Source organism: Ruminococcus sp. 1001136sp1 (genome assembly GCF_039841815.1).
Classification (GTDB): Bacteria; Bacillota; Clostridia; order Lachnospirales; family Lachnospiraceae; genus Blautia_A; species Blautia_A faecis.
On sequence record NZ_JBDPGY010000012.1, the window covers coordinates 96,691 to 113,543 of the forward strand.

Sequence of the window (16,853 nt, forward strand, 5' to 3'; positions counted from 1 at the left end):
AAAAATCCCGGGGAAGTAATTATGAAATCGCTTCTTTTAAAGCAGTGGCAAGCTGGTCTGGGCATGAAGTAGGTCTGCGTCCACACTGGATTCCCTCCAGGCGTGCAATTACTTCTTTCGCCGGCATACCTTCTACAAGTTTGGCAACTCCCTGTGTATTTCCAGAACATCCACCAATAAATTTCACATTGTGAACTTTCTGTTCATCATCAATATCATATTGAATTGCCATAGAACAAACACCTTTTGTTTTATATTCCATTGTTTTTTCCTCCAATCGTTATGTAAAATCAGGAGCTCAGGAACGCTGGTCAGGTTATGAACAGCAATAGCTTTGCACCTTCTCTCATTATAGCAGAAGATATTATAAGTTTCCATGCCAAATTTAAGTTGGATATAGCAAGAAGTTTTGGTATAATGTCAGATGAAGAAGCAGTTAACTTTCAAAAACAGAGGAGAATGCTAAATGAAAACAATTGGTATTATTGGCGCAATGGAAGTTGAAGTTGCGATTTTAAAAGAAAAAATGGAAGATGTACGAATTATAAAAAAAGCTTCCATGGATTTTTATGAGGGAATACTTGCTGGGAAAAAGGTTGTTGTAGTGCGTTCCGGAATTGGCAAGGTAAATGCTGGTATCTGTGCTCAGATTCTGGCAGATGTATTTTCAGTAGATGCGATCATTAATACAGGAATTGCAGGAAGCTTAAATAAAAATATTAATATCGGTGATATTGTTCTTTCCACAGATGTTGTACAGCATGATATGGATGCTACCGGATTTGGATACCGCAAGGGACAGATTCCGCAAATGCCTGTATTTTTCTTTAATGCAGATGATAATCTCCGCAGACTTGCTGCAGAAGTATGTAAGGAAGTAAATCCGGATATTCAGGTATTTGAAGGAAGAATTGCTTCTGGAGACCAGTTTGTCTGCGATCAGGATGTTAAGAATCGAATTGTATCAGAGTTTTCAGCATATGCGACTGAAATGGAAGGTGCAGCCATTGGACAGGCAGCATACTTAAATGAAATTCCGTTTCTGGTTGTCCGTGCTATTTCTGATAAGGCTGATGGAAGTGCGCAGATGGATTACAGCGAATTTGAGAAAGCAGCTGTTGACCATAGTGTGAGGCTTACTTTAAATATGCTGGCGCGTATTTGAAAAATCATTCCCGCAATCTGCACGCCCCACTTTGCGGTATATTTTTCCCGAATTCAGTTGCCGTAGCCCGCTACGGCGCCATCATCCGGGCAAAATCTTCCACAAATTGTGACGTACATCTTGCAGAAAGCCTTTTTCAAACACGCTTTGGCGCGTATTTGAAAAATGGTGCAATTGACCGAAAAACGGAAGCTTGCATATAATGAGAGTGAAATGGAAAAGGAATCGAAATTGCTGATATGATATATAAAGATTTTTATCCATTTTACACAAGCTATGCAAATCCCTTGCTCTACCGGGGAGAAAAGAAACAAGAAGAGGAATTTTTTCTGATGAAATCCTACTATCCGGACACTGCCAGAAAGATACAGGAAAAAGTGGAAGAAGAATGTGATCTTCAGGATTATGAAGGCAGCCGGCTTTACGATGAATATCCTGACAGGTTTATGTTGTATCACCTTGGAAGGAAGATCGTGGATGAAGTAAAATCAGAGGCTGATATGGAAGCAATGTCTGATGGACTTCTTGGTGATCTGGTAGAAGTGCTTCTTTTTCATGAAATATCACGAAGAAGATGCCGACGAAGAAGATGCAGGGGAGATTTTTACAGATAAGACGCATCAAAATGACAATTAGAGGTTGCTGTGAGCGGAGTGAACAGTAACGATTACAGAATATAAAAGAAAATAATTATAATAAAAATGAAAACAATAGATGAATATTTAGAGGAACAGATAAATGAACAGCTGTGTCAAGCTATCCTAAGCGGCAGCAGAGGGGACGGACCATCCAAAGTAAAAATACGCCCGGTAGAAATCCGGGGGAAGGTGGTTTATCAGGCTTCTGAAACTGTAGGGACGAAGGTGCTCCATAAAAATTATTCCAGAGAGGAACTGATTTCATATTTAAAAGCGGGGCTGCAGCATGATTTTTCTCAGCTTCAGGCAAGTGGGATGGCGCTGGATGGAACTATTCTGGTAAGCAAAAAAGGAAAGATGACCATAAAGACCAGACGTCATCCCGAAAATGGAAAAGGTCTGGCTTTCGGAAAGGACAAGACCTTCAGCAAGGGCACGCAGATATTGGCCCACAATCGTGTAAAGCAGTACATACTTAAGGAAAATATTCCAGTCCCCTTTCTTGTTGATCTTGGTGTTATGAATAAGGAAGGCAGGATTATTACCCAAAAATACGATAAGTTCCGACAGATCAATCGATTTCTGGAATTTATTCAGGACATTCTTCCAAGACTGGATCAACAGCGGGAAGTGACCATTCTTGATTTTGGATGCGGAAAGTCCTATCTTACATTTGCCATGTATTACTATCTGAGAGAACTGAAAGGTTATGATGTAAATATTATTGGTCTGGATCTGAAAACAGATGTAATAGAAAAATGTAATCATCTTGCAGTAAAGTATGGATATGAAAAACTGCATTTTTATCAGGGAGATATTGCTGATTATGAAGGTGTTTCTTCTGTTGATATGGTAGTAACCTTGCATGCCTGTGACACAGCTACAGATTATGCTCTTGCGAAGGCTGTGGAATGGGGAGCGAAAGTTATTTTGTCTGTACCCTGCTGTCAGCATGAGGTAAATAGACAGATAAAAAATGAAGTGTTGGAGCCTGTACTGAAATATGGCATTCTTAAGGAGAGAATGGCTGCTTTGATGACAGATGGAATTCGAGCCAATCTGCTGGAAAGTATGGGGTACGAAACTCAGATTCTGGAATTTATTGATATGGAGCATACACCCAAGAATTTGCTGATCCGTGCTGTAAAGACAGGCAAACCAAAAGATATGAAGAGTACAGTGCAGCTTATGAAGGAACTGCATATAAATCCTACACTGGAAAGACTTCTGTACCGTGAAGGGGAGGTACAATCAGAGAGTTAAGAGGAGAAAGAATGATTAAATTTTTACGCAGAGCAGTGATTCTCCTGTTTGTTTTTGTTCTCGGCGTGGCAGGAAGTTCGTTCCTGCTGAATAGTGAGACTACGGATGACCGCTCTGATATGAATGATCCGGTTTTTCCGGAGGTAATGGTTGATTTTGATGGAAATTATGCAAACAGGATGTATGGTTATGCACAGCCTATGCAGTCTGATTTTACCAGGGACAGTGTGACGCCTATTGATACATCCAAGGAACTGTCCTTTGTTATAAATGCCTATGATACAAAGGTGAAAAGCCTTTCCTATGAGATACGTACCTCTGATGGCAGTAAGGTACTGGAAAATCGTAAGATTAAAAGTCTGGATAAACAGGACAGCTATCTGACAACAACGATTAAGCTGAGCAGTGATCTTCTGATGAACCAGGAGTATTCTTTGCAATTATCTCTTGAGACAAATAAGGGAACAGCTTATTACTATACAAGAGTAGTTTCCAGATCCAATGTGAATGCTGCTCAGTACGTGAAGTTTGTTGCGAGCTTTTATGAAAAATGTCTGGATAAAGCGTCCGCCGAGGATCTGACTGCTTACCTGGAATCAGACACATCCAGTACATCTACCAACTATACAGACATTAATATCAATTCTACATTTGCCCAGATCAGCTGGGGCAATCTGAACCCTCAGATTTACAGAAAGGGAATTCCTGTAGTGAAGGATATTAATGAAACCACAGCCAGTCTTTCTGTTGAATATCAGATTGCGGCACTGGATGAAGATGGAAACCAGGAAATCTATGATGTGACAGAATTTTACCGGATGCGTTATACTGAAACCAGAATCATGCTTCTGGATTTTAAACGAAGCGCATCACAGGTGTTTGAGGAAAGCTCCATCAGCATTTCCGACAAGGGGCTTTTGCTTGGTGTCAGAGACAAAAATGTAGAATACATGATGAATGAAAAAGCAGGAGTGCTTGCGTTTGTTCAGGAAGGAGATTTATGGTCTTATTCTCCTGATGATGGAAAATTTTCCAGAATTTTCAGTTTCCGCAAAGAAACGGATGGAGATTTCAGGGATTCCAGATACCAGCATAATATAAAGATCATCCGTGTGGAAGATAACGGAGATGTGGACTTTGTTCTTTATGGATATATGAACAGAGGCGTTCGGGAAGGATACTGTGGCGTTTGTGTATATCATTACAGCAATGATCAGAATGTGGTGGAAGAAAAAGTATTTATTCCGTCTACAGAATCCTACGAATTCCTGAAAGAAGATCTTGGAACATTATCCTATGTCAGTACAGAAAATGCTCTTTACCTTTTATTTGCAAATAAGCTTTATAAGATAAACATTTCAGATGGTACCAGTGAGGTTCTTGAGGAAGGAATTAAAAAAGATGACTTTGCTGTTTCGGATACAGGTGCACATGCTGCATGGATCATTCAGGAAGGTGAAAGCGCCGGAAATATAAAAGAAATAGATTTTGAAACATTAGAAACCAGGAGTCTTGCACCATCTTCAGGACAGTCTTTAGTGCTGAATGGATTTATGAATGAAGATCTTGTTTATGGAATCGTAGTTGATGGAGATGTGATCGCAGACGATAATGGTCATGAGACTACGGGGATTCATACGGTCCGTATTGAAGGATTTGATGGAACTTTGAAAAAAGAATATCATCAGGATGGATTGTATGTAACTGATATTACCATGGGAAACACTATGATGGAATTTCAGTTGTCCAAGAAGACAAAAAAAGGATACAAAGCAGTAAGCAAGGATAATATTCTGAATAATTCCAAAGCCTCGACCAATACTGTATCCGTGGAACTTGTGACAAATTCCAGAACCGGAACTCAGATACGACTGGCTCTCACTGAAACGCCTGAAATTCAGGAACCGTTAGTCGTTTATGCAAAAATGAAAAATATAGGTGATGACCGTATTATTCTGGATACGCAGATTCCTGAGGAAGATATTTACTATGTTTATGCAAAAGGAGGATTGGACAGTACATTCACAGATCCTGCACTTGCGCTTCAAAGAGCAGATGATCAGACTGGTGTTGTGCTGAATCGTGCTCAGCAGTATGTATGGGAGCGTGGAAATAAGAAGACAAAGCTGACTCTTAATCTGGAGGATGTGCCGGAAGCAATGAAGAGTGCATCCCTGGATGTTACAGCACTGCAGGAGGCTCTTGGGGATGAGGGTACTATCATTGATTTGTCTGGTTGTACATTAGACAGTGTCTTATATGAGGTCAGCGCCCAGCGTCCGGTAATTGCCAAGACCGGGGATAATACCAGTGTTGTGATCATTGGATATGATGAATATAACACATATCTGTACGATCCGCAGAAAGGGGAAACTTATCCTTACGGTATGAATGACAGTACGGAGCTGTTTGAAAAGGCCGGCAATATTTTTATAAGTTATGTTGAGAAACTGAAGCTTTAAAGTGGCTGTTGGGAAAGCCGGTACAGTCCGATATTGAACATGTATGCAAAAAATGCTGGATGTGAAAGATGCAGCAAAGTGGTGGTTAACAGTCTGTCTGTGGTGGAGGACAGACTGTTAAAAATAAAGCAACAGGAAAGGACAGAAAAATGCTAAGCGAAAGTATTAAAAAACTGGTACAGTATGGAATTGAGACAGGGCTGACTCCTGCCTGTGAGAAAAACTATACAACAAATCTTCTTCTTGATGTTTTTAAAGAAGATGAATACACAGAACCGGCAGAGGAATATTCTGATATTAATCTGGAAGAAGTTCTGAAAGAACTGTTAGACGAAGCTGTAGAACGTGGTCTGATTCAGGACAGTGTGGTTTACAGAGATCTGTTTGATACAAGATTAATGAACTGTCTTATGCCCCGCCCGGCTCAGGTACAGAAGTCTTTCTGGGAAAAATATGAGAAATCTCCGGAAGAAGCAACAGATTATTTCTATAAATTAAGCCAGGACAGTGATTATATTCGTCGTTATCGTGTAAAGAAAGACCAGAAATGGACTGTGGATTCTCCTTATGGAGCAATTGATATTACAATCAACCTTTCTAAGCCAGAGAAAGATCCGAAAGCTATTGCTGCAGCAAAGCTTATAAAATCAAGCAGCTATCCCAAATGTCTGCTTTGTCCGGAAAATGAGGGATATGCAGGCCGCGCAAATCATCCTGCAAGAGAGAATCACAGAATCATTCCAATCACAATCAATGACAGTCCGTGGGGAATGCAGTACTCTCCTTATGTTTATTATAATGAGCATTGTATTGTATTTAATTTCCAGCACACACCTATGAAAATCGAGAGAAACACATTTATCAAGCTGTTTGATTTCGTGAAGCTGTTTCCACATTATTTTCTGGGGTCAAATGCAGACTTACCGATTGTGGGAGGTTCTATTCTCAGTCACGATCATTTCCAGGGCGGCCATTATACGTTTGCTATGGCAAAGGCTGAAATTGAGAAATATGTAACTATTCCGGGCTATGAGGATGTGGAGGCTGGTATTGTAAAATGGCCGCTGTCTGTACTTCGTATCCGTCATAAAGATGAGAAGCGCCTGATTGATCTGGCAACTCATGTGCTGGAGGTTTGGAGAGGCTATACAGATGAGGCTGCATTCATTTTTGCAGAAACGGATGGTGAACCTCATAATACGATCACTCCGATCGCACGTAAAAAAGGTGATATGTATGAGTTGGATCTGACTCTGCGAAACAATATTACCACAGAAGAAAATCCTCTTGGCGTATATCATCCGCATGCACAGTACCATCATATTAAGAAGGAGAATATCGGTCTGATCGAGGTTATGGGCTTGGCAGTTCTCCCTGCGCGACTAAAAGAAGAACTGGAGCTTTTGGAAGAATATATTCTGGATGGCAAGGATGTTGCTTCTAATGAGAAGATTGAAAAACATGCGCAGTGGGTAAAAGAATTCCTTCCGAAGTACGATCATCTTGATAAAGACAATATTGAAGAGGTTCTTCATAAAGAAGTTGGAAATGTGTTTGTTCACGTGCTGGAAGATGCTGGTGTTTACAAATGTACAGGAGAGGGCAGAGCTGCATTTATGCGTTTTATTGAAAATTTGTAACCAAATCATAAAGACAATCTTTTGGGGTTGAAAGAATGTGTCCGTTTGATTATACTGAAGACAGCACAGAAGATGAAATAAGAACTATTTATTTTCTGTGCAGATGATGAAAGCAGGAGAGACATTAAAAAGCAGAGGAGTGCCTATGAAAAATAAAACAAAAAGAAAAAATAGGATTTTCCGGGTTCTGTTGGCCACAATGTTGATTTTGTTCGGAGTTTCATTTAGAAATGATGGAAAAATTGGGATTAGTGGTGTTCAGTCTGTACAGGCGGCCACTAAGAACGTAGTTGTCAGATTCTGGAATCAAAGTGGAAAAACATCTTATTCCAAGCTGCGTATAAAGGTAAGTGCCGGGAAAAAAATTAAGCTTCCGGCAGTTCCTGCAATTACCGGATACAAAAATCTTGGCTGGTCCACTCAGAAAAACGATACCAAAGCGGTATATGCCGCGGGAAAAAAAATACGTCTGAAAAAGAATATAAATCTGTACGCGGTGCGTAAAAAAGTTGGTATATATAAAGTTTATTTCTATGATAATACCGGAAGCACCAGTACAGTATTTAAGAAACTAAACAAAGCTGTTACAAAAAACGGATATCTTACCTTGCCAGAGCTTCCACAAAAAAGCGGCTATAAGGCAGTTGGATGGAGTACTAAAAAGAATGCTTCCCAAGCGGCGTATACAGAGGGACAGAAGATTCGAATCAAAAAAAATATAAAATTATATGCTGTTTACGAGTCTGATACAACATTTACGGTGGCTTTGTGCAAGAATGATGGAACCGTTTACAAGACAGAGAATGTAGCATCTGGAAGTTCTTATACATTGCCGTCTGTAAGAAATGCATCCGGATACACCTTTATGGGATGGGATATCCAGTTAGGAAAAAGCACAGCACCGCGTTATGAAGCTGGTGATACTATTACAGTAAACAGCAACATAAAGCTGTATGCAGTTGTGTTTAACCGTTCCGCTGAGGAAGACCTGACTCTTTCAGAGCTTCTGCAATCCGCAAGCAGCTGGAAGATTGGAAATGGCAGCAGCCGGGGGTACAATCACATTATTTTTGTAGGAGACTCCCGTACCAATCGTATGCAGAGAACGCTGCAAAATTTAAATTCAGGGTATTATGAGTCGAATCTGCTGCGTGATATTGATTTTGTATACGAAGAGGGAAAGGGCCTTGAATGGCTGAAGTCTCAGGGAATGAATACGGTTCTTTCTATTGCAGAAGAGAATTATTCCGTTCTGAAACCGACTGCGGTTATTTTTAATCTGGGAGTAAACGATCCTGGAAATATGTATGATTATATTTCTTATTATCAGGAGATTGCTGAGAGCTTACAGAAAAAGAACTGCAAGCTGTTCTTTATGTCGGTGAATCCGGTAAACAGTAAGACAATCGAATATCTTGGTAAGAATGCAATCCGAAAAGAAGAAGTAATCCGCAAATTCAATTCTGTTGTGGGTAGTGCTCTTGGCAGCACTTTCGAATATATTGATACGTATTCTTATCTGATGGAGAATGGATATGGTACCAATATTAGTGGAACTGGAGTTGACCTGCCAGACGATGATGGACTTCATTACACCACCAAGACTTACAAACGAATTTTTAAGTATTGTCTGGATTATCTTATATTGCATTAAACGTTCAGAGAAATACTGAGAATGAGGCAACTTTGCAATAGGAAAATACTTACAGAAGAGAAGATCTTTGTCCAAAAGTGTCGAAGCTTAACAGACAGGATCTTCTTTTATTCCCTGGAAAAATATCCTTGCGCGAATAAGAGGAATAGTCTATACTATAGAGAAATGAGTGTTTGGAAAAATGAGGAGAAAGAGGAACTAATTATGAAACTTACAACAGTAAAAGAGATTTACAGAGAACGGGATAAATACCTGGATCAGGAGATCACCGTAGGCGGCTGGGTACGAAGCGTTCGTGATTCCAAGACCTTTGGATTTGTTGTTCTCCATGATGGAACATATTTTGAGACCCTTCAGATCGTTTACCATGATACAATGGACAATTTTGCTGAGATTTCCAAACTGAATGTAGGCGCAGCGATTATTGTAAAGGGAACTCTGGTAGCGACTCCACAGGCGAAACAGCCATTTGAGATCCAGGCTGCAGAAATTTCTGTAGAGGGAACATCCGCACCAGATTATCCGCTTCAGAAGAAACGCCACAGTCTTGAGTATTTAAGAACGATCACACATCTTCGTTCCAGAACAAATACCTTCCAGGCTGTTTTCCGTGTACGTTCCCTCTGTGCATATGCAATACACAAATTCTTTCAGGAGAGAGGTTTTGTTTATGTACACACTCCGCTGATCACAGGAAGTGACTGCGAGGGTGCAGGTGAGATGTTCCAGGTTACAACCATGGATCTGAATAATATTCCTACAGATGATAAGGGAAATATTGATTACTCTCAGGATTTCTTTGGGAAAGAGACAAACCTGACTGTAAGCGGTCAGTTGAACTGTGAGACATTTGCACAGGCATTCCGTAATGTATATACATTTGGACCAACTTTCCGTGCCGAGAACTCCAACACCACACGTCATGCAGCTGAGTTCTGGATGATCGAGCCTGAGTGTGCATTTGCTGATCTTGAAGACAACATGAATCTTGCAGAAGCGATGCTGAAATATGTGATTGGATATGTTCTTGAGAATGCTCCGGAGGAAATGAACTTCTTCAATTCTTTTGTGGACAAAGGACTTCTTGACAGATTGAACCATGTGGCAAGCTCTGAGTTCGGTCGTGTTACTTATACAGAAGCAATTGAGCTTCTCGAGAAGAATAATGACAAGTTTGATTATAAAGTATCCTGGGGATGTGATCTGCAGACAGAACATGAGCGTTATTTGACAGAACAGATTTTTAAGAAACCTATTTTTGTTACAGACTATCCAAAGGAAATTAAAGCATTCTATATGAAAGCAAACGAGGATGGCAAGACTGTTGCAGCTATGGACTGCCTGGTTCCTGGAATTGGTGAGATTATCGGTGGAAGCCAGAGAGAGGATGACTATGGTAAGTTGAAAGCTCGTATGGAAGAGCTTGGGCTGAAGGAAGAAGACTATGACTTCTATCTTGATTTGCGTAAATATGGTTCTACACGTCATTCAGGATTTGGTCTTGGATTTGAGCGCTGTGTAATGTATCTCACAGGAATGGGCAATATCCGTGACGTAATTCCATTCCCGAGAACAGTTAACAACTGCGATTTATAAAACGAGGTAAAAGAATGAGATTTATTCATCTTGCAGATGTACATCTTGGTGCAGTGCCCGACAGAGGCTGCCCATGGAGTGACAAGCGGGAGAATGAAATCTGGGAAACATTCCGCCGGGTTATTGCGGGTATCCGCGAAAATCCGGTGGATTTGTTATTTATAGCCGGAGATTTGTTCCATCGTCAGCCACTTCCATATGAATTGAAAGAAGTAAACGATTTATTTTCCAGAATACCGGAAACAAGGGTATATTTAATGGCAGGAGAAAGGGATTATCTAAAAGAAAATTCTTTTTACAGAACTTTCACCTGGGCACCGAATGTGACTTTTTTTCCGGAAGAGAAGGTAACCTGTGTGAAAGATACGCAATTCGGGGTATATGTTTATGGAATGAGCTATGAACATTCACAGATCAGACAGCCCTTGTATGATGGCGTACGCCCTGTGAAAAATGATGGAGTGCATATTCTTATAGCTCATGGCGGTGATGAAAGCCATTGCCCATTAAATACAGCTGCGCTTGCAGGAGCAGGTTTTGATTATATTGCATTGGGTCATTTCCATACTCCCCAGAACGTAATAAGAGATGTGGCTGCTTACAGCGGAGCTCTTGAGCCAATTGAAAGCAATGATCTGGGAGCACATGGCTACATTGAGGGAAGGATTGAAAATGGAAAAGTGAAAACCAGATTTGTGCCGTTTTCTATTCGAACCTATAGTCAGCTTCTTCTCAATGTAAATGAAGAAAGCACCCAGCTATCTATTGAAGAAGCTTTGAAGGATGAGATATTTAAAAAAGGCGGACTGAATATATATCGTGTAATTCTTCAAGGGAAAAGAAAACCAGAGCTTTTTCTGATTCCGGAAAAACTGAAATCCTTTGGAAATATTACAGAAGTACTGGATGAGACCAGACCTGCTTATGATCTGGAAGAACTGCAAAAAAAATATGCCGGAACTTTGATAGGGGATTATATCTGCTTTTTTATGGAAAAAAACAGAAATACAGTGGAAGATAAGGCCCTGTACTATGGTTTGCAGGCACTGTTGGAGACAAGACATTCCAGCTGACACAAAGCAGATAGTAACAGAAAATATGTATTGCAGTGTAAAATTGAGATGTATGTGCGAGGGAATAAGGTTATATGATTTTTAAACGCATATTAATAAATAATTTTGGTGGGCTTCGGGAAAAAGACATAGAACTGACCTCTGGAGTAAATGTGCTCTATGGACTAAAAGAAACAGAAATGAACATTGTGTTTATCTTTGTGAAGAGCATGTTCTTTGGAGTGCCTGAGGAAATGCAGGAAAAGAATGGAATTTATGAAAAAGCAGGAACTGAAGCTTCCAGGGAAAAATATGGTGGAACTATATGGTTTCAGCACAATGGAAAAGATTACCGCCTGACGCGGGAAACAGGGGCAGGAATCCATAATTGTGAGCTGTTCTGTGAAGATACCAGAGAAATTTTAAATGGGGAAAATGGAGCCCTCGAGAGGATCCTTGGGGGATTTAGTGAGAACCTGTTCGACAATACTGTTATGGTAGAATCACTTAGCGGTAGTTCTTCCAGGGAAATGGCAAAGGAACTACAGAATAAACTGGCTGTTCTCAGCAAAAGCGGAGATGGTCTGGTGGATCTTGGAAGAACGGAGCAGATGCTGAAGATGTGGCGCAAGGGATATCTCACCCAGAAAGAACGTGGCAGGAAAGCAGTTCAGAGAGAACAGGAAAAACTGAGCGAGAAACTGGAAAGTCTGCAGAATGACCTGGATGGACTTCGGGACCAGAAGGGGCAGGTGGTTCAGGCGCAGGCAAAAATCTATTCGGCAGCAGGGAAAGAAGAAGCCACTGTGATTGAAGAACAGCTGCAGACTATAGAGAAAAAGAATCTGGGAATGGTGATAGCAGGTATTCTGGCCGTTATTGTGGGAATTATTGGTATTGTTGGAAGATTTCAGTTAACTGATGAGATGTCTAAAATAGGAATGGATGTATGCATCATTGCTGCTGTTGTGGCAATGGTTTATACACTTACTGCACGAAGAAAGCTGCATATGGAGTTTGTAAAGCTAAAGAAGAAAAAAGTGTATTTGCAGTCACAGCAGGAAAAGCTGAAATCCAGTAAAGAAGATATTGATGGAATTTACGGTGAGAAACTGACTGCTTTTACGAATTTGCAGAGCGAATATCAGGAATTTGAGCTGGAAATGTCACTTCCTACTTCTGAAGATCTGGAAACACAGTCCTTGAACCTGGCTATGGATACCATTAAAGAGCTGTCACGCAGTATTTATCTTGAGAAAGGCAGAAAGATTCGGATACGAGCATCCCAAATTTTCAGGGAACTTACAGATGGAAAATATATAGAGTTCTATGGAGATGAGGGACAGAGTTTGGAACTGTGTCTGGAAGAGGGAACTGTTTTGGCAGAAAATCTGGAAAAGGAAAACCTTGAAATGCTGTATTTTTCTATTCAGATGGCTGCTGCTGAGTTGTTCACGAATGAAACTGTTTTTCCAGTTATTTTGGATGATATTTTCCATGGGAAGAATCAGGATAAGCTTATGGCAGTTTTCAGGTGGCTGAAAAAACAGCCCAGACAGGTGCTGCTTTTTACCAATAATAAGGATATGGCTGACATTTTTTAGAAAACTGTTACAGTGAATGTTAAGTGCTCACGAAGCATGTAACTGTGAAAGTATTGAACAGTTACAAATAAATGATAACAAAACAAGAGGCTGACACCTGGAAGGGTCAGCCTCAAATTATTTTATTTATTTCTCATACTGTGCCATATATTTGTTTACACAGCGTTTAATCCTGTCAACTGGATTCAGCAGATGGCTTACAGACATATCATGATTCAGTGTATCAATGATCAGTGCAATGTATTTGCTCATATCACAGGAAATGTAATATGGTTTTGCAAGAAGTTCCTCAGACTGATATACCATATTGGTAGTGAGAAGCTTGTCAAACACGCCAGCAGCATGTGCTTCATCGAATTTCTTAAGGTTGTCTGTAAACAGACCGAAAGTGGAGCAAAGGTAAATTCTGCCGGCACCCCTGTCCTTAAGAAGAGAAGCAATCTTCAGGATAGTGTCACCAGAAGAGATCATGTCATCAATCAGGATCATATCCTTGCCTGCTACATTTGGACCAAGGAACTCATAGGCTGCAATCGGATGTCTTCCTCCTACATTCTTGGAGTAGTCAAGGCGTTTGTAATACATGCCCATATCAACACCCAGGATGTTTGCAAGATAGATCGCACGGCTCATGCTGCCCTCATCCGGGCTGATGATCATAAAATGCTCATTGTCAATGTGAAGTCCCTGCTCATGGTTAAGAAGAGCCTTGATAAATTGATAAGAAGGCTGAACAGTCTCAAATCCATGAAGTGGGGTGGCATTCTGAATCTGTGGGTCATGTGCGTCGAAAGTGATAATATTTTCAACTCCCATATTTATCAGTTCATGAAGGGAAGTAGCACAGTCAAGAGACTCTCTTCCAATACGCTTGCTCTGACGACCCTCATAAAGGTATGGCATGATTACATTCACGCGGCGGGCCTTTCCTCCAATAGCTGCAATTACACGCTTCAGATCCTGATAATGATCATCCGGAGACATTAGGTTGGTGTATTTGCCAATTGGATATGAGATGTTGTAGTTACATACATCTACAAGAATATAAACATCATCTCCTCGTACGGACTCGGTGATCACACATTTACCTTCTCCGGAACCGAAACGAGGGTTCTGAACTTTGATTGTATAGGAATCTCTTTTGTATCCTTCAAAGGCGAAAGAATCTGATTCTGAATGCTCACGCTCCTTACGCCACTTAACGAGCCATTCGTCGACTTTCTGTCCAAGGCTCCTGCAGCTTTCCAAAGGAACTAATCCCAGTCTTCCAACGGGAAGTGTAGTCAATTCTTCTTGTGCCATTCTTTACTTTCCTCCTAAAAAAATTTTCTGAATGCGGATATCTTTTCCCACAAGCTTGGTCATCTGATAGTTGCTGGCGATGCGGGAAAAGGTTCTCTCAGAATAAGTTGCTGAGAAATCTTCCAGCTTCAGGTTTGTGGAAATAATCGTAGATTTCTTGCGCATGATCCGCTCATTGATGCACAGGAAAAGCTGTGAAGATACAAAGCTGTTGGTAAGCTCTGTACCCAGGTCATCAATAATCAGCAGGTCACAGTCAAAAATCGGTTCATCATCGGGAGCGTCGCTGCCTCTGGAAAAAGCAGAGCCTGCAAGAAAATCAAAAAGCTCGAATGAAGAAAAATAAAGTACACAGTGTGCACTGTCCAGAAGATCGTGAGCGATGCAGTGGGAAAGAAAGGTCTTGCCCACACCTGTGTCGCCGTAGAAAAACAGGTTCTGGAAAGAATTATCAAAGTCAGCGACAAATTCCTTCGCCATCTTATACGCGCGACGTGCAGTCTCACGTTCGGTGAGTCCCGTTGAATCATTTGTTATTGTATCAGAATAAAAGTCAAAAGAAAAGTGGTCAAAGTTCTCTTTTTCAAGAATTTCTTTTAAATTTGACTGTGTATACAGAAGTTCGATCTCTGCCTTCTTGAAACAGGAGCATTTCTGGCTGCCGATATAGCCAGTATCCTGGCAAAGAGGGCAGGTGTAGCTCATCTCCAAATAATCAGCAGGATAGCCGGAAGAAAGCAGTAATGCAGTGCGTTCCTGGGAAAGCAGGGCAATATCAGTGCGAAGATCTTCAATGCCGACTTCCTGGCGGCTGATCAGGGCCCGGGCCTTTCTGGCACTTAAAGTAGCTACTTCCTCATCAATTTCACGTAGACGGGGAATTTTCTCATAGGCTTCAGCAAGATGCTCTTCCTGTATGCGGCGATTCCGGGCCTGGCGACGGTTGTATTCCCGCATTATAGTATCGTATTGGTAATTCTGTAAGGGCATGTAAATTCTCCTTCCAGGTTGTAAGACGTTCGTATGTGTTTTAAAGAAAAATCTGTTTCCAGGATTTAATTTGGTTTATTAAGCAGTTTCTTCTCATATTCAGCAAAATCGTAGTCACGCTGATGGAAATTGTTAAAGCGGTTTGGAGTTGCAGATTTTGGCTTGTCTGCTTTCGACACTGCTTTTTCCAGTTTGCGCTTCTGGTGCTGGGCATCCTGAAGACGGACATCCCCTAAAGTTCGGATGTTTTTATCCTTCCAGCGCTGCAGAATTTTGTCTGCATATGGAAAACTTGGCTGTCCAGTCTGCAGAATTGTCCGTGAGCAGGCTTCCTGAATCAATTCCATGGCAAAACCATAGTCCCTGGTCCAGGTATTGATCAGCGAAATTTCCGCGTCTGAAGGATTGCGGTTGGCAATTCCCATCGCTTTCAGAACAGAAAAATATTCTTTGCTGTAGCGGGAGGTGGAATCCTTTGCCATTTCAACTGTGGTAATTCCTTCCTCCTTCCATGCCATGGCAACCGTCTCGATATAACGGATGCTGCGGTGGTCACGTCCTACACAGTATTCGATCAGATAATCGATCAAATCTACAGACATGTGCAGCTCGTCGTAGAAAAACAGGATTTTGCGTGTCTCTGTGGGGGTGAGCGTTTTGCCGAGGTATTGCTCGGCAATGTAAAGAAGCTGGATAATATCTTCATTCTGTTTCAGCTCCTTCACCCGATCCGGGGTAAGCGCTTTCGTTTCGGAAAGTGGTTTGGAGGAAGGTGTGACAGGCAGATCTGCGCTGCGGTAGGAAATCTGGTCAGTCTGCAATGGGTTATCAGTAGGAGCATTGGGAATGACGGCTGGGGATTCAGGGGCAGATATGTGATAAGTATCAGGCACATCGCTGAGCGAACCGGCGTTACAGATACCTGCAGGAGCCACCGTAGCCAGCATATTTGCTTCATTCCACGGTGCCTGTAAGGTAATTCCTGTCAATTCAGCTTCTTCGTATAAGAGGGTAACCAGCTTCTCAGACTCCCAGTATTTCAGCGCACGGAGGATATCTCCTTCTGTACAGAACAGGGAGTCTGCCATCTGGGAAAGCCCGAAAGCTTCCTCCGGGCGGCCAAGCATACGGAGCAGATAAATATAGACCTTTACAAATTCTCCATTTGCCTTTGGCATAAAACGGTCGATAAAAATATTGGATAAAATGGTGGCATCATTAAGCCCTGTACTATGTAACCTGATCATAGGAACACTCCTTATCTGGGAATATGAATCATCACTGTTCATTGTGTTTGCATTATAGCACACCCCTTTTTAAATGAGAATAGGAGATTTTTTGCCTGGATTTTTACAAAATGTGTGTGGACTACTATGTGGATAATGTGGATAATGTGGAAACCAAGTTGCACATAATGTTTATGGGAAACCCGAAAAATGCGGAAAATTAAAGAAAAACTGTGATTTTTGTCGAGTTATGTCGTAGTA

The 16,853-nt window shown here is 41.2% G+C and carries 13 protein-coding genes and 2 pseudogenes; 10 read left to right on the forward strand and 5 right to left on the reverse strand.

Annotated features, from left to right (window positions below):
* Positions 1-19: 19 nt before the first annotated feature.
* The gene (locus ABHC48_RS12335) at positions 20-262 is read right to left on the reverse strand and encodes a TIGR03905 family TSCPD domain-containing protein (protein WP_118577996.1); all 243 of its coding nucleotides are present in this window, start codon (positions 260-262) and stop codon (positions 20-22) included.
* 204 nt (positions 263-466) lie between these two features.
* Between ABHC48_RS12335 and ABHC48_RS12340 the strand changes: the two genes are divergently transcribed.
* Positions 467-1,165 (forward strand): 5'-methylthioadenosine/adenosylhomocysteine nucleosidase, encoded by a 699-nt coding sequence (locus ABHC48_RS12340; RefSeq protein WP_118577995.1) that lies wholly within the window; start codon positions 467-469, stop codon positions 1,163-1,165.
* Here the strand turns inward: ABHC48_RS12340 and ABHC48_RS12345 are convergent.
* Positions 1,093-1,284: pseudogene (locus ABHC48_RS12345) on the reverse strand (DUF6783 domain-containing protein). The gene ABHC48_RS12340 and the pseudogene ABHC48_RS12345 overlap by 73 nt on opposite strands.
* On the opposite strand from ABHC48_RS12345, the pseudogene ABHC48_RS12350 reads away from it, so the two are divergent.
* The 9 genes and pseudogenes from ABHC48_RS12350 to ABHC48_RS12390 form a co-directional block, all read left to right on the forward strand.
* Positions 1,222-1,368 (forward strand): annotated as a pseudogene (locus ABHC48_RS12350) (DUF6783 domain-containing protein); the annotation flags it as partial. The pseudogenes ABHC48_RS12345 and ABHC48_RS12350 sit on opposite strands and share 63 nt — an antisense overlap.
* Positions 1,369-1,404: 36 nt before the next feature.
* Complete coding sequence (locus ABHC48_RS12355) at positions 1,405-1,779, forward strand: hypothetical protein (RefSeq protein WP_347505576.1); 375 nt, start codon at positions 1,405-1,407, stop codon at positions 1,777-1,779.
* A gap of 87 nt (positions 1,780-1,866) precedes the next feature.
* Positions 1,867-3,066, forward strand: coding sequence for a methyltransferase (locus tag ABHC48_RS12360; RefSeq protein WP_173715847.1), 1,200 nt, complete (start codon positions 1,867-1,869; stop codon positions 3,064-3,066).
* An 11-nt stretch (positions 3,067-3,077) separates the two neighbouring features.
* On the forward strand, positions 3,078-5,528 hold the full coding sequence (locus tag ABHC48_RS12365; RefSeq protein ID WP_173719054.1) for a hypothetical protein: 2,451 nt from the start codon (positions 3,078-3,080) through the stop codon (positions 5,526-5,528).
* A gap of 149 nt (positions 5,529-5,677) precedes the next feature.
* Positions 5,678-7,168, forward strand: a complete 1,491-nt coding sequence (gene galT / locus ABHC48_RS12370; protein WP_118577991.1) for a UDP-glucose--hexose-1-phosphate uridylyltransferase — start codon at positions 5,678-5,680, stop codon at positions 7,166-7,168.
* 145 nt (positions 7,169-7,313) lie between these two features.
* Positions 7,314-8,822: an InlB B-repeat-containing protein gene (locus tag ABHC48_RS12375; RefSeq protein ID WP_173773067.1), complete on the forward strand. Its 1,509-nt coding sequence runs from the start codon at positions 7,314-7,316 to the stop codon at positions 8,820-8,822.
* Between the two features lie 204 nt (positions 8,823-9,026).
* Positions 9,027-10,418 carry an asparagine--tRNA ligase gene (asnS, locus tag ABHC48_RS12380; protein WP_173715850.1) on the forward strand — a complete coding sequence of 464 codons (1,392 nt, stop codon included), beginning with the start codon at positions 9,027-9,029 and terminating at the stop codon, positions 10,416-10,418.
* A 14-nt stretch (positions 10,419-10,432) separates the two neighbouring features.
* Entirely contained in the window at positions 10,433-11,491 is a 1,059-nt protein-coding gene (locus tag ABHC48_RS12385) for a DNA repair exonuclease (protein WP_195699639.1), read from the forward strand.
* A 74-nt stretch (positions 11,492-11,565) separates the two neighbouring features.
* Positions 11,566-13,074, forward strand: coding sequence for a hypothetical protein (locus tag ABHC48_RS12390; RefSeq protein ID WP_148462212.1), 1,509 nt, complete (start codon positions 11,566-11,568; stop codon positions 13,072-13,074).
* Positions 13,075-13,200: 126 nt separating this feature from the next.
* Here ABHC48_RS12390 and ABHC48_RS12395 read toward each other — a convergent pair whose 3' ends face one another.
* The 3 genes from ABHC48_RS12395 to ABHC48_RS12405 form a co-directional block, all read right to left on the reverse strand.
* Positions 13,201-14,376, reverse strand: coding sequence for a ribose-phosphate pyrophosphokinase (locus ABHC48_RS12395; protein WP_118577986.1), 1,176 nt, complete (start codon positions 14,374-14,376; stop codon positions 13,201-13,203).
* 3 nt (positions 14,377-14,379) lie between these two features.
* Positions 14,380-15,366, reverse strand: a complete 987-nt coding sequence (locus ABHC48_RS12400) for an ATP-binding protein (protein ID WP_195699640.1) — start codon at positions 15,364-15,366, stop codon at positions 14,380-14,382.
* Positions 15,367-15,431: 65 nt separating this feature from the next.
* Positions 15,432-16,613, reverse strand: a complete 1,182-nt coding sequence (locus ABHC48_RS12405; protein WP_243284521.1) for a DnaD domain protein — start codon at positions 16,611-16,613, stop codon at positions 15,432-15,434.
* Positions 16,614-16,853 lie beyond the last annotated feature (240 nt).